The organism is Paraburkholderia panacisoli, from assembly GCF_008369935.1.
In the GTDB taxonomy this organism is placed as follows: Bacteria; Pseudomonadota; Gammaproteobacteria; order Burkholderiales; family Burkholderiaceae; genus Paraburkholderia; species Paraburkholderia panacisoli.
Genome location: NZ_VTUZ01000097.1, coordinates 1 through 12,133, shown reverse-complemented (window position 1 = coordinate 12,133; position 12,133 = coordinate 1). Strand labels below are relative to the sequence as shown.

Annotated in this window: 11 protein-coding genes and 4 pseudogenes; 10 read left to right on the top strand and 5 right to left on the bottom strand. The window is 58.5% G+C overall.

The genetic code is table 11. From position 1 onward, the window contains the following. Positions 1-81, bottom strand: a pseudogene (locus FVF58_RS50125) (IS6 family transposase); the annotation flags it as partial. Positions 82-123: 42 nt separating this feature from the next. On the opposite strand from FVF58_RS50125, the pseudogene FVF58_RS50120 reads away from it, so the two are divergent. The 7 genes and pseudogenes from FVF58_RS50120 to hfq form a co-directional block, all read left to right on the top strand. Beyond that, a pseudogene (locus FVF58_RS50120) lies at positions 124-240 on the top strand (IS701 family transposase); the annotation flags it as partial. A gap of 321 nt (positions 241-561) precedes the next feature. Beyond that, a pseudogene (locus FVF58_RS50110) lies at positions 562-1,525 on the top strand (YVTN family beta-propeller repeat protein). Between the two features lie 95 nt (positions 1,526-1,620). After that, on the top strand, positions 1,621-1,908 hold the full coding sequence (locus FVF58_RS54035; protein WP_246217599.1) for a permease: 288 nt from the start codon (positions 1,621-1,623) through the stop codon (positions 1,906-1,908). Positions 1,909-2,021: 113 nt separating this feature from the next. Then, positions 2,022-2,201: pseudogene (locus FVF58_RS50100) on the top strand (DUF305 domain-containing protein); the annotation flags it as partial. 65 nt (positions 2,202-2,266) lie between these two features. Beyond that, positions 2,267-3,592 (top strand): Nramp family divalent metal transporter, encoded by a 1,326-nt coding sequence (locus tag FVF58_RS50095; RefSeq protein ID WP_149676855.1) that lies wholly within the window; start codon positions 2,267-2,269, stop codon positions 3,590-3,592. Positions 3,593-3,820: 228 nt separating this feature from the next. Next, entirely contained in the window at positions 3,821-4,246 is a 426-nt protein-coding gene (locus FVF58_RS50090; RefSeq protein WP_149676854.1) for a phasin family protein, read from the top strand. 438 nt (positions 4,247-4,684) lie between these two features. Further along, a complete protein-coding gene (gene hfq / locus FVF58_RS50085) occupies positions 4,685-5,056 on the top strand; it encodes an RNA chaperone Hfq (RefSeq protein ID WP_342802461.1) in 372 nt (123 codons plus the stop codon). A 23-nt stretch (positions 5,057-5,079) separates the two neighbouring features. Here the strand turns inward: hfq and FVF58_RS50080 are convergent, their stop codons facing one another. Beyond that, entirely contained in the window at positions 5,080-5,343 is a 264-nt protein-coding gene (locus FVF58_RS50080; RefSeq protein ID WP_149676853.1) for a helix-turn-helix domain-containing protein, read from the bottom strand. An 812-nt stretch (positions 5,344-6,155) separates the two neighbouring features. On the opposite strand from FVF58_RS50080, the gene phaP reads away from it, so the two are divergent. Further along, complete coding sequence (gene phaP, locus FVF58_RS50075; RefSeq protein ID WP_149676852.1) at positions 6,156-6,737, top strand: TIGR01841 family phasin; 582 nt, start codon at positions 6,156-6,158, stop codon at positions 6,735-6,737. Between the two features lie 244 nt (positions 6,738-6,981). Here the strand turns inward: phaP and FVF58_RS50070 are convergent, their stop codons facing one another. Next, positions 6,982-7,164 carry a hypothetical protein gene (locus FVF58_RS50070; RefSeq protein ID WP_149676851.1) on the bottom strand — a complete coding sequence of 61 codons (183 nt, stop codon included), beginning with the start codon at positions 7,162-7,164 and terminating at the stop codon, positions 6,982-6,984. A 694-nt stretch (positions 7,165-7,858) separates the two neighbouring features. Here FVF58_RS50070 and FVF58_RS50065 point away from each other — a divergent pair. Next, entirely contained in the window at positions 7,859-8,323 is a 465-nt protein-coding gene (locus FVF58_RS50065; RefSeq protein ID WP_149676850.1) for a hypothetical protein, read from the top strand. 1,091 nt (positions 8,324-9,414) lie between these two features. On the opposite strand, the gene FVF58_RS50060 is transcribed toward FVF58_RS50065, so the two are convergent. Then, positions 9,415-9,702 (bottom strand): hypothetical protein, encoded by a 288-nt coding sequence (locus tag FVF58_RS50060; RefSeq protein ID WP_149676849.1) that lies wholly within the window; start codon positions 9,700-9,702, stop codon positions 9,415-9,417. A 305-nt stretch (positions 9,703-10,007) separates the two neighbouring features. Next, positions 10,008-10,535, bottom strand: a complete 528-nt coding sequence (locus FVF58_RS50055; RefSeq protein ID WP_149676848.1) for a Uma2 family endonuclease — start codon at positions 10,533-10,535, stop codon at positions 10,008-10,010. Positions 10,536-11,095: 560 nt separating this feature from the next. On the opposite strand from FVF58_RS50055, the gene FVF58_RS50050 reads away from it, so the two are divergent. Continuing rightward, on the top strand, positions 11,096-11,695 hold the full coding sequence (locus FVF58_RS50050; RefSeq protein ID WP_149676847.1) for a short chain dehydrogenase: 600 nt from the start codon (positions 11,096-11,098) through the stop codon (positions 11,693-11,695). The last annotated feature ends 438 nt before the right edge of the window (positions 11,696-12,133 follow it).

Genomic DNA, 12,133 nt, shown 5'->3' with positions numbered 1-12,133 from the left:
CCGGAAATACCAGCGAACGGCGCAGCTGATGACGACGGCAGGGAAGCGGTGGCCGTGATAAAGCGATTTTGTCTTCTTCATCACTTTATTCTACCGCCGCCTCCCCATTAACCTGACAGTGCCGGCCTCGATCAATATGAGGTGCGTCGCTGGCAGGGCTGGTACCGTCACATCACACTGGCGTTGCTGGCGCACGCGGTGCTTGCTGCCCTGAGGGCACAGGCCAAAAAAAACAGCTGAAGGTTCACTGCCATTCAGCGTTCAGGAGATCCGCCGGTTACTGTGCCGGCTGATATGGCGAACGCTCCACTCCATTGAGCATGTGATGTCGTGGTCAAACTGGCGGCGCCAACATCAGTACCGCGCCCAGCAATGCCATTACCGAAGACGGGGCGGTACGCCTCCGGCATATCTAGTACTAGGCTGGACATCGATGTCACCACCAAGGTCGTGAAAATCGATTCGGCGCTGCCATCGGCCCGACTGGTCGCTGTCATCGAAGAGGCAGGATTCCACCCCACGGTAAAAGGCTGACGACGCCGTCGGACGGAGGTAGACGAAATGCGGTTCCCGTTTTGTTCGCTACTTTTCGCCCTTGGGTTTCAACTTCCGGCGCACGCCGAAAACGTTATCGTCCTGAATTCAGCCGACGCAAGCGTAAGCCTGATTGACGAGGCGACGCAGAAAGTCGTCGATACGATTGCGGTCGGCAAGGAACCCCATCACCTCATGGCGATGCCAGACAATCAGTCGTTGATTGTCGCGAATTCGGTGGCCAACAATCTCGTCTTTCTCGACCCGAAAACGGGCAAAGTCCAGCGCTGGCTTCAAGGCATCGAGGACCCGTACCAGTTGGGATTCTCCTATGACCGGAAATGGTTCGTCACGAACGGCTTGCGACTTGACCGTGTGGACATCTACCACTCCGACGGAAAGAACTTCACCTTGGCCAGGCGCGTGCCGCTGGCAGCGATGCCCAAGCGACATGATTTTCTCTGCCGACAGCAAGATTGTTTTCATTACGCTGCAGGTCTCGGGTGAAGTTGCCGCGATTGACCTCGCGAGCCATACGGTGCTATGGAAGAAGCCGGTGGGGAGGTCCCCCGCCGGTCTCTGGCTCACGCCGGGGGACAAATACCTGTTGATTGGCATGACCGGCGCGGACTACGTCGCAGTCGTCGACTGGCGGGCGCGCAAAATCGAGAAAACCATTCACACGGACAAGGGTGCGCACAACTTCCGGTCGCTCATCGACGGACAGCACATTCTGGTGTCGAACCGGGTCGGCAGCACTATCGGCATCCTGGACCAGAACAATCTAAACAACGTTGGGACCATCACCGGTCTGCTGCCAGGCCCCGACGACATGGAACTGACGCCCGACAAGCGATACCTATGGGTGACCTTCTGATTCACCCGCTACGTCGGCGTCATCGATATGAAAACGCTGAAGCTCGTCAACACCATCAAGGACGGAAAATCACCTCACGGCATTTACTTCTATAACCGTGCACCGCTGATATAGGAGTCTTCACGCAGGAGCTTGCGATGCAGCTTTTCACTGCCCTCGGTCGTGCGTTGTGGATGACTTTCACAATGTTGTGGCAAATATTCTGAGGATTGAGTCTCGGCTTCCTGTTCTCTGCCCTGATTGAAGTCGCTGTCTCGAAGTCCGAGATGTCGAGGCTTCTGGCTGACGCATTGCCTCGCTCGCTGACGGTCGCCAGCCTGCTCGGTGCGGCGTCCTCATCCTGCTCCTATGCCGCCGTCGCGATGACACGCTCCATTGTGCGCAAAGGCGGCGACTTTACCTCCGCAATTGCGTTTCAGTTCGCAGCGACGAATCTCGTACTCGAACTCGGCGTGCGGATGTGGGTGCTGATTTCCTGGCAGTTCGCCGCCGCTTAGTTCAGGTGGCCCAATCATGATTGTCGTTCTGACGCTGCTGTTCCGGTTCTTGCTCAAGAACTCGCTCAAAAGCGAGCTATCGAGCAGGCGGACCAGGGTACGGTGGTAACAGCGACCAGGACTTCGTTGCGCACATGATTCCCCAGTATCAGGGCGCCATCGATAGGACGAAGGTGGAACGGAAGTACAGCAAGGACCTCGACATAAAGCGATTGGCCAAGAGCATCATCAAGTCACAAAATGAGGAAATTGCGTACACGAAGAAGTGGCAGGCCAAGCACGCTGGCGAATGATGTTCTAATGTGCTGGCAGGCTGCTGACCTGCAGTGCGTGCAGCTGGTGACAGGCTGGAGTGGCAATGGACGACCGTGCTCGTCGCAAGGACAGACGTAAAACGCTAACGGAGCAAACGACGTCGGCGATACGGGAGCGACTCGAAGGTCGAGGCGCGCGGGTGTTCCTGCCATTTTTCGGCCCGGCGGTGGTCGTCTCAATCGCCTACATGGACCCGGGGAACTTCGCGACGAACATTCAGGCTGGCGCGAAGTACGGCTATACGCTCCTCTGGGTTGTGCTGCTGGCGAATCTGATAGCCATGCTGTTTCAGGCGCTTTCAGCGAAGCTGGGGATAGTTACCGGACGAAACCTCGCTGAGCTCTGCCGCGAACACTTCCCGAAGTCCCTCGTCGTTCTCATGTGGGGCGTTAGCGAGGTGGCCGCGATGGCCACGGATTTGGCCGAGTTTCTGGGCGGGGCAATCGGCCTGTCACTACTGTTCCACATGCCGTTGTTTGTCAGCATGGTGGTCACCGCTCTCGTGACCTATGCGCTTCTGTTGTTTGAGCGCGCGGGTTTCCGTCCACTCGAACTGGCAATTGGTGGACTGGTCGGCGTGATTGGCTTGTCATACCTGGCCGAGCTATTCATCGTACCGATTGCGTGGCCAGACGTCTTCGTTCATACGTTCTCGCCGCATCTCCCGGACGCAGAAGCGCTCACCATTGCTGTCGGCATTATTGGCGCGACAGTCATGCCACATGCGTTGTTTCTCCATTCGGGGCTGACTCAAAGTCGCGTGCTCCCAAAGACAGAAGCTGAACGCACCACGCTGCTCGCGTATTCGAACCTCGAGGTCGTCATCGCATTGGCCACCGCCGGTCTTATCAATATGGCCATGGTCATCATGGCTTCCGGCGCATTCCACGAGGGACACCCTGATGTCGCCGAAATCGAGACGGCATACCACACACTGGCACCGCTGCTGGGCATAGGCGCTGCGGGCATTTTTCTCCTCGCGCTAATCGCTTCCGGCATATCCAGTTCGGTCGTGGGCACGATGGCCGGCCAGATGATTATGCAGGGCTTCGTTGGTTTTCGTATCCCTCTTTGGGTGCGAAGGGTCGTGACAATGGTGCCCAGTTTTGTCGTTGTTGGTTTCGGGGTGAACGCGACCAATGCGCTCGTCATCAGCCAGGTCGTGTTGAGTCTTGCCTTGCCGTTTCCGATGATGGCGCTGCTATGGTTCAGTTGTCGACAGGACATCATGGGCGTTCGCAGGAACCGCATGTTCACTACCATATTGGCCACCGTAGCAGCGACTGCGGTCCTGTCGCTCAACGGACTCTTGTTATTACAAACCTTTGGCGTAGCGCTTCCGGACCTGTCGCTGCTACTAGCTGGTTGACGGACTCAATGGCGTTGCGGTGGCGCTGCTGGCGTCACCCGAGGAATGAATGTCGCGTCGTTGCCTCGTTGCGTGCACGTGTTGGACGTACCCAAGAGGAAATCGTCGCGCTCTCAGTCCAATAGTGACAATCCACCCTGGCCAGTACGGCTGCTCCGAGGCCTGCGCCCCAGTTGTCGTGAGCATCGAGCGTCGTCACTTCCTCGTTGTCGGCTCCCAGGGTATTGATTGGCCACAACGGGCGGAACAGCCGTTCGTGCGCGAAAGAACCGACCGGAGAACGAAGCTGTCGCGTCGGAGGCCCTTGCTCTTTCCGCCAGGGACCCGCAGTCATTCTTCGAACTGCATTCCCGGCAGTCGCAAGCGGCCACCAAGAAAGTGCAAGCCTACTGGCAACACGTGAATGGAATTGCCACAGAGACGCAAAGTCAACTGCTCGCGTCAACTGAAAAGCTGGCCAGCGAGTACGTTCGTGAGACTCAGGTAATTATCAATAGCCTCGCGAAAAATCCGCCGGCGCAAAACGAAGTGATTACCGCTTTCTGGTCGAAGGGCTTCCGGACGATGTGGGACGCAGGTAACTCACTGAATCAGCAGGCCACGGCCGCGGCAAAGGAGGCTGTGGACGTCATCGCCAAAGCCGGCAAGGCTTGAATCGCCAGGCAGCCTCTCATTTGCGGGCAAGACCAAGTCCTTTCTTTAGACGGTCTCTCTGACAATCGCGCTACGGCAGACGCGATTGCACTTCACCAGGAATCCTCCCGCCGTAAAACGCCGCTCGCCTACCGTGCCGCCGAGGCGCTCGCTGTTGTAACTAACTGGACGCCCGACGTCGTCCTGAGGGACATCGGATTGCCGGGCATCGACTGGTATGGACTGGTCCGGGCATTCCACCAATTGGAGAGCCTGCCGCAACGACCTTGGTGACGACTACCGGCTATGCCGAAAACGCCAACAGGAACGGCACCCCCGATGCGACGCTTCGAGGCCCATGTACCCGGGCCCGCCGAAGCGAGCAAGCTCGAGCAGTATCCGTTTAAGCGTAGAGCGACAATTAGACGTCCGCAATGAGCGGAGAATCGGAGACGGTTCGTGTTCGAAGTAACACACTTCATCTGGACTGGCTGGGCGGCTTCAGGTATCGCCAATACAATCGAAGGACCTATCGCGTGGACCTCGAACATGACCGCACTTCCGGACGTACAAGACGATTTTTTGCGGATACTCATAAAGAACAAGACCGCCGTAAACGTGTTCCTCGTGAGCGGCATCAGACTAAGCGGTCAACTGGCCGCCTTTGACCAGTTTGCAGTTCTGCTGGGGTCTGACTCAGGTTCACAACTTGTTTTCAAACATGCCATTTCGACCGTGCTGCCGGTCAATGGCAGGGCCCAGGCGAGTGAGCCGACCGAGGTGCCGGTGAGTGGTGGCAAGCCGAACCACGTGCGAGGCCGTGTCCGGTGAGAACTGACATGGCATGCTGTGGCTTACGCTTGACCTGCGCATAGCCAGGCAACGTCCACGTCGAGAAGTTCAGAAAGGCGCGCAAAATCCGCACTCTTCGGAACGGTAACTCCGGCACGCCAAAGGGTCACCTCGTGTTCGGGGACGCCGAGTGACTTAGCCACCCGACCGGACGTCACCTTTGCGCGCTTGATAGTCATGTCCAGCCGTGCCGCGAAGGCCCGCCTGGAGCCGTTGTGGTTGAGAGTGCTCTGCAGATGTACATCAAGATTCAGACGACGATTCATAACGTGCAATGCTCCGTGTAAGTCATCCTGACCAACCCTATGTACTTCAGGCTAAGAAGGTGTGACACGACTCCGATGTTGATGCTTGCGGCCGAACGCCATCGCCCAGGCTGACATGTCGTTCGCGTGAACTTCATTGCACCTGAATGCCCGTTGAGACGCGTCGTCCCCGCTCTGAGTTAACGCATTAAATACCCGGTGTAATCGATACGGATGCCGTTTTCGCTATCCCCGTACACCGCCCGAAGTCACTCCACCGCTTTCGTGAAGTACGAGCGTAATGAAAGCGCTCGCACGACTGGGGTCTGTCGAAAACTTGTTCACAGGCCCTGTTTGGCATCACCCGCTTTGTCGCCAGCGGTTCCGGGAAGTTCCACCCGCAGGTAAAGGCTTGTCAGGAAATAGAGGCACGTAACGTTCCGCGACTTCGTCGCACCTCGCGATGGCGACCTCAGGGCGAAAGCGTCATTGCAATGAGGGCGCAAACGAATCCGTGGGTCGCTGCGAGGAAAAAATGTTTCTTCACAAAGTGCTCCATGATAGGCCGATTCAATTGGTAAGCCGACCGCTACCGTCCTGTAATGGAATCTTCGTCGTTTGGCAGCTCCTGCACCTGTCGACGCCCGCACCAAGTCCCTGACGCAGCCCAGCGCGGAGGATGTTGTACGGGCAATCGCGGCTGAGAACCATACGCCTGCGCAGCCAGTATCGAAAATCAAGCCGACACGGGAGCTTCAATACGACGCGCTTCATCAGTTGGTCACTGTTGCCGAACCTGCTGGGCGTTGGGCATACATCATCAGGAGGCGAACATGGCTGATTTTCAAGAACAAGCTGCTACAGTCCAGCAAGCTAATCTTGACTTCTTCTTCGGCCTGGCGGGCACAATGCTGGAGGGCGAGGAAAAGCTCGTCAGACTGAATCTGGATATGACGAAAACGGCGTTTGCCGGTTGGTACCAACGCGTGCAGGACGGGCTGGCAAAACAGGACAGACAGGAAGTTACCGGTCTGCAAGACGCGCTGGCGCTGCACTCGGCCGAGAAGGTCCTGACGTACGAACGCCAGGTGGCCGAGATTGCGTCGACCACACAAACGCAGCTGGCAGAGGTCGTCAATGCGCGGTACCAGGCGGTCAGCCGCCAGGTTCAATCGTTCGTCGAAAATCTCGCGCAAAACACCCCGGCCGGCTCCGAAGCCGCAATCGCATTTCTGAAACAGGCTATCACGCTGGCCAACACCGCTCAGGAAAGCGTGCAAAAGGCAACGAAGCAGGCCGTCGAAGTCGCGCAAAGTAACCTGGACGCGGCAACGAAAGCCGCATCGGAGGTGACCGAAGCGGCAGACGAGGCAGTCGAAAAAGCAGCAAAAGCAGCGAAGGCGACGAAGCAATAATTTGAAGGAGCGCTGAACCCGCGTGGTGGCACGGCGTGACGAGCCGACGCGTTTGGCCACGCGGCGATGTGGCCGCCACCGGACAAGTCCACCTGTCGTGTTCGCTGGTCGTTCTTTCCGGCGCACGCCATGTCCGCCACTTCGGCCTCTGTTACCCGGCACGGTTGTCCAGCTTCGGCATCGAACCATTGAGTCTTGCGAGCAGACGGTGCACTGTACTTGCTGACTTCACCGGCCTCGCGACTTACGCGCCACGGGGGGCGATAAGTTCGATGGTTTCAACACTCTCCGGATGGTCCGAAGCTTGTCCGCCATTGCGCTCGACATCGCCAGCGGCCGCAACCTCGTTCGCCTGCACGCTTTCGGGGTCGCCATCAGTCAAATCAGCACGCACCTCCTCGCCAGCCGTCACCAACGGCAGACTCACACCGAGCCACGAAACATCTCCCTTCAGTGAGTGTGGAGGCGTGTACCCACCATCCCCTCTGCGTTGCCAGTAAACCGGCTCGGCAGGACTGTCGAAGCAAGACACTCACGCGCTTGCAAGACTAATGGGTGGGCGCGTCGAACAGGGACAGAAGCAGCCAGCGCATAATCGCCGCGCCCCCACTGTGGCAGGAGGAAATGCGGACGTTCGTTCGTTACTGCTCGCAAGAACGGTTTTTCTGGACCTTGCGCGGCACCCGTGTTCGCGCGTAGAGGTGGCATGGCGGCGCGATTCGTGCGCCGTCGTTTTGTCCGAGCGGTTGCTTCCGAGGTTGCGTCACCGTCGTCAGCGAAAAGCGTGCCGACGATGAACACCGGACGGCCTGGCGAGTCCAATCAAATACCGACGAAAACATCTCCTATTCCGAAGAAAGAGGACGACTGAAGAGAACCAGAAGCCAATTTCCGGACATCTCAAATTCGCGGACGAGCCGTGCGATGTGGAGTTTCTTCTTCCTTCTCTGCGCGGATTCTCAAAGGTGTACGCGCCAATGGACATGCGTGCGCAGGGACCAATTTGAGGGTCGGCACCGTTCGCTGATTGCGCCGACAGGGGCTGCCACCTACGCTTGAGCGCGTCAGCAAACTGTCGGCCCTTGAGGCTCGTGGTTGCGGGACAGACCAAGGAGCGGCAGATGGACGTTTCTCAATATCTGCAGGCGATGAAGCAACTTGAACGCGCGACGGAAAGCATTTGGAACAATGCGCCGGAGCCATTCAAAACCCAGGCATTCAAGTGCGGCTGGGCGCTCGACGATACAAAGAAGCGCCTTCCCTCATGGGGTTACGATTTGCTTCGAGACCGCGACCGAATGTTGCTGGCTACGGCTGGCATGAACGCCCAGCGCCTGGAGGCATGCGGAGATTTTGAGAGAGCGGTAAAAGAGATTCAGGCCGCGATTTTCCTCTTGCGCAATAGTCCTGGCGGCCCGTTTGACGACATCTTCGGCGGGCCACTTACACCGGAGCAAGAGGCTGACTTCCGGCTCCGTGACCTCGGGCCGCCTGCAAGCGCGCCGACTATGGACACCGGACTCCTTCGCGAGTCCAATCCGATACCGCCGAAAAATCCTCCGCTACCTAAGAACGAAGGCGACTAAGGAGAACCAGAAGCATGTTTTCGGCTCTTTCGAATCTTGCCGTCAAGCCTTGTTTTAAGATTCTTCCCGCCCTCGAACCGCGCGCAGGTGCGTGAGCCCGCCAACAGGAAGGCTGCACCAGGCATAAGCGCGGTGGGGCTTCGAATCGGATTTGGCTGAAGTCTCGTACGTGCTCGCTGTGTCAAACCAGGCTTGATGCGTTTACCTGTGAGACGGTCTCAGATTCCTTCTCATGCATCTCGAAGTAACGGTCAAGCGCGGCGGGCGTGATGTTTTCGAGCACGGCGGTGCGCGCTTCGCTCTACACCATGTTGCCAAGTGCTGTGACCTTGTAGCCCTGGTCGTCAAGACGTTCCTGGATTTCGTTGCAGCCTTCATAGATAGCGTCAAGCAGCATGGCCGGTCGCCGCTACCGAGTGGCGCAGTGCATCCGCGGACCAGCTCTTCAGAACATCCATTGCCGCGTTGCGATGCGCCCCGACACGGAATAGGATTGCCTGACTACCGCAGCAATGCGTGGGAGGCGAAGATGCATTTCTCGAAGAGACGGTCCAGCAATCGACGGTCGTGGGTCGTACCTCACGCAAAGGAACGAGTGAGTCAACGGTCTACTTTGTCGGCAACCTCTGTTCGAGAAATGGTGGACGCAGGTCGATGCGTGTCACTTGGGGAGGTTCCGCCCAACCGGCGCTGCTACCTCATCTACAGTAAAGTCGACGACCGCTGTTATGTCGTCGTGCAGGACATCACTAACTGGGCTGTCATTACAGTTCTGCCCCTCTGGATGTGGAACAACGACGAGTTGTCGGAAAGTTCGCCGCAGGCAGACGAAGCTCGCAGGTTGGCGCTCGAACCACGCTCACGCCAGCCAAAACGAGAAAATGTCGGATATCAGTCGCGACAGCCGACCGGCCTGTTCAGGCGTCGACGATAAGCCCGGCCCGGAGCGTAACGATTCTCGCAGTTGCTTCGCGTAGCGGATTCGGTCTACGCCAATCGCCCACGCGCCATGAACGAAGGCGACCGGAGTACCTTCTTCAGCATTGCAGGAGCAGGTTCAAGTTGTCAGTTGGACTTTGTTGGAACCTGATTCAGTGGGCAACCAGGCGGGTACGCCACCACGCCATGACGCTTGCCAGGAATACACCCCAGCACGCGCCAAGGGCAAACATCATGAACGGAATGGCGGCGCACATCGTGTCAGCCGTGCGCCCGTGCATGGAGGCAGGGGCAACCCGCACATGGTAGCGGACGATGAAATATGCGAAAAAACAGGCGACGGCCGCGGGAGCGACCAGCAACAGTGAAAAGAGAGCGTCGTGCTGGACTGCAAGGCTCATCAACGCCGCGTGCACACTGTCCAACGCTGCTTCCAACATTCTGGTTTGCCCTCGTGCTCTCTTCTCGCCAGTACCAGTTTCACCCATTTGCCGACATCGAACTGACCAGCTTGACGATTGGGAAAACAACTCCGCCATCGACAACTCGCGGCCCAACCCGGCTGGTCAGTCTAATGTTGGCGAGCGGGTCAATATTGTGTTGGCGCCAGCACATGAAGCGCCGCGAGGTCAGAAACTCCTCGCTTATCGAAATTTCGACAACTTTGACCGGTACCGCCTCTGAAACCAGGTCCGATTTTCACCACTGCTTTCAGGAGAGATGTTTCGAGCAATGCCGATGCACGTCACGCCCACGCGAAAAACATCGGGTCCGGTTCGAGGGTCACGCGAAACAAGGATGACGCACGCGGACCGTCTAGTCCTCGAAATTCAACCTTCCCGAGGGGGCCCACGATGATGACTTCCTGTGCACCGCTGTTGAGGTAGGCGTCAGCCTTGCGCTCAACCTGGTCGGCGTCATTGTCGTCCGCGACCACCTCGATGCACAGGTCGGGAACGGAAGGTAACGGGGCGTCCGAATCGATTTCCGGCCACTTCTCCTCGGGCATCCACACGACGTCGGCAATGCGGATACCGAACGACCGGGTTGATACCGGCTGACGCATCGCCACGCGAGGCCCCAACTGCGAGGCAAGCTGGCAGAACATGTCGGTGACCAGGAGTTGATGCCATGGACACACCCGTCGATGGTCGACGACTCGTCCCAGCTGGTCAACTTCGTATCCGACCCGTCCGTCGCTGGCCGCGTGACCATTCAGGTTCCGCCATACTGCCAACAGCCTGTCTGGGCCCGAGAGATTTTGCGTTTTCATGGTGCTCTCCGCCAAAGAGACAAGCCCAGTGTATACCCTCGCGGACGCATTGAGTCCAGGTCGACTGCCTCAACGTTGCGGATACCCGGACGACCAGGAGTGCACCGTCCACGCCAACGGCCAACGGGCGCCGGCCCCATATGAGCGTGGCGCTCATCGGATGCAGGGGGTACCTCGCTGAGTCCACAGCCGCCAGCGTCAGACCATCTGCGAACACCGTTACACTTCGCAACGGCGGGTGAGCATGCCGGTTGGCCGCGCGCGCTCATCCAAGACCGTACAGTCCCACGACGAGCATGGGATGGTCAGCTGCTCAGCCGCCGAAAGGCGCCCAAATGACACACGAAGCCCTGCTTGTCACCAGGTTTGTCCTGAAGCAGGCAAGGGTACGATGCGCATCAGCGTAGGAGGGGTTGAACTCAAGGCATAGCTCGTAGCTCGGTCAGCGTCATCCAGTCGACTCTCCCCCCCTCGAACGGTAGTACGATATTCGCTCGTCTGCACGCCGAGCGTGATGCGTCGCTCCGCGGTGGCGTGACCCTTCCGGATAAGGAGGACCTATGCGCGTGCTGATAGTTGGCGCAACCGGACTGCTCGGCAAGGAAATCGTTCGCCTGCTCTCGTCCGACCACCAGGTCATTGGCGCGAGCCGCAATGGCCCGGACGTGTCAGTGGACCTCGCAGACAAGGCGTCCATCGTGTCAATGTACCGGCAACTCGGAACCGTTGATGCCGTGATTTGCGTCGCAGGTGCAGCGAAATTTGCACCGCTTGAATTGCTGACCGACGAAGACTTTGCGTTCAGTCTGACGAACAAGCTGATGGGACAGGTCAATCTCGTCCGGTGCTCGGTCGGTCACATCGCACAAGGCGGGTCCCTGACGCTAACCAGCGGCATTCTCTCCCTGCATCCGGTCACAGGGAGTGCCGTAGTGGGTATCGTGAATGCAGGGGTCGAGGCGTTCGTCCGGTCCGCAGCTCTCGAATTGCGGGGCAACGCACGGGTTAACGTCGTCAGCCCAGGATGGGTTTCAGAAACACTTGCCGCGATGGGGCAGGCCTATTCGGCAGGTACTCCCGCCGCGGTGGTGGCCCAAGCGTACAAGCGAAGCCTGGTCGAGCACATCACGGGACAGGTCATTCCAGTCAAGAAGTCGTGAAAGCAGGGCAACTTGCGACGCAACAGGAATCGTTGCAGGACTCCGGGTACCTCCGGGCGCTTGCCCCAAAGATGACGGTGGCCGACTTCAGTGCACGCGTCGCCAGCGCGTTCTTAGTGTGGCCAAAGGAACTGCTCGATACCGAGGGATGCGGGGGCCGAGCCGTTGCAAGATGCCGCGGAGGAAGCGAATCAGGTCGGGGTCGCGCCGGGCGCAATGAGGCCCCCATCCACCGCCGGCACCGGCGACCAACTTCCCCAGTCGGCCGCCTGATAAGGCCTTTGACGCTGGGTCAATGCATTGACCCAGCGTCAAAGGCATGCGGTTAATGGTGACGCGTCGTGCGGTCCTTCGTCGCTTCCCTGGCGTCCCCGACGTCTTTCCTGGCTTGTCCCGCGGCTTGCTCAACATCGCCTTTCAGTTCCCGGGCCGGCCTGC

Coding starts and splice junctions, on each gene's coding strand:
- phaP (WP_149676852.1), top strand. CDS start 6,156: ATGGCTGATTTTCAAGAACAAGCTGCTACAGTCCAGCAAGCTAATCTT.
- FVF58_RS50065 (WP_149676850.1), top strand. CDS start 7,859: ATGGACGTTTCTCAATATCTGCAGGCGATGAAGCAACTTGAACGCGCG.
- FVF58_RS50060 (WP_149676849.1), bottom strand. CDS start 9,702: ATGTTGGAAGCAGCGTTGGACAGTGTGCACGCGGCGTTGATGAGCCTT.
- FVF58_RS50055 (WP_149676848.1), bottom strand. CDS start 10,535: ATGAAAACGCAAAATCTCTCGGGCCCAGACAGGCTGTTGGCAGTATGG.
- FVF58_RS50050 (WP_149676847.1), top strand. CDS start 11,096: ATGCGCGTGCTGATAGTTGGCGCAACCGGACTGCTCGGCAAGGAAATC.
- FVF58_RS50095 (WP_149676855.1), top strand. CDS start 2,267: ATGGACGACCGTGCTCGTCGCAAGGACAGACGTAAAACGCTAACGGAG.
- FVF58_RS50080 (WP_149676853.1), bottom strand. CDS start 5,343: ATGAATCGTCGTCTGAATCTTGATGTACATCTGCAGAGCACTCTCAAC.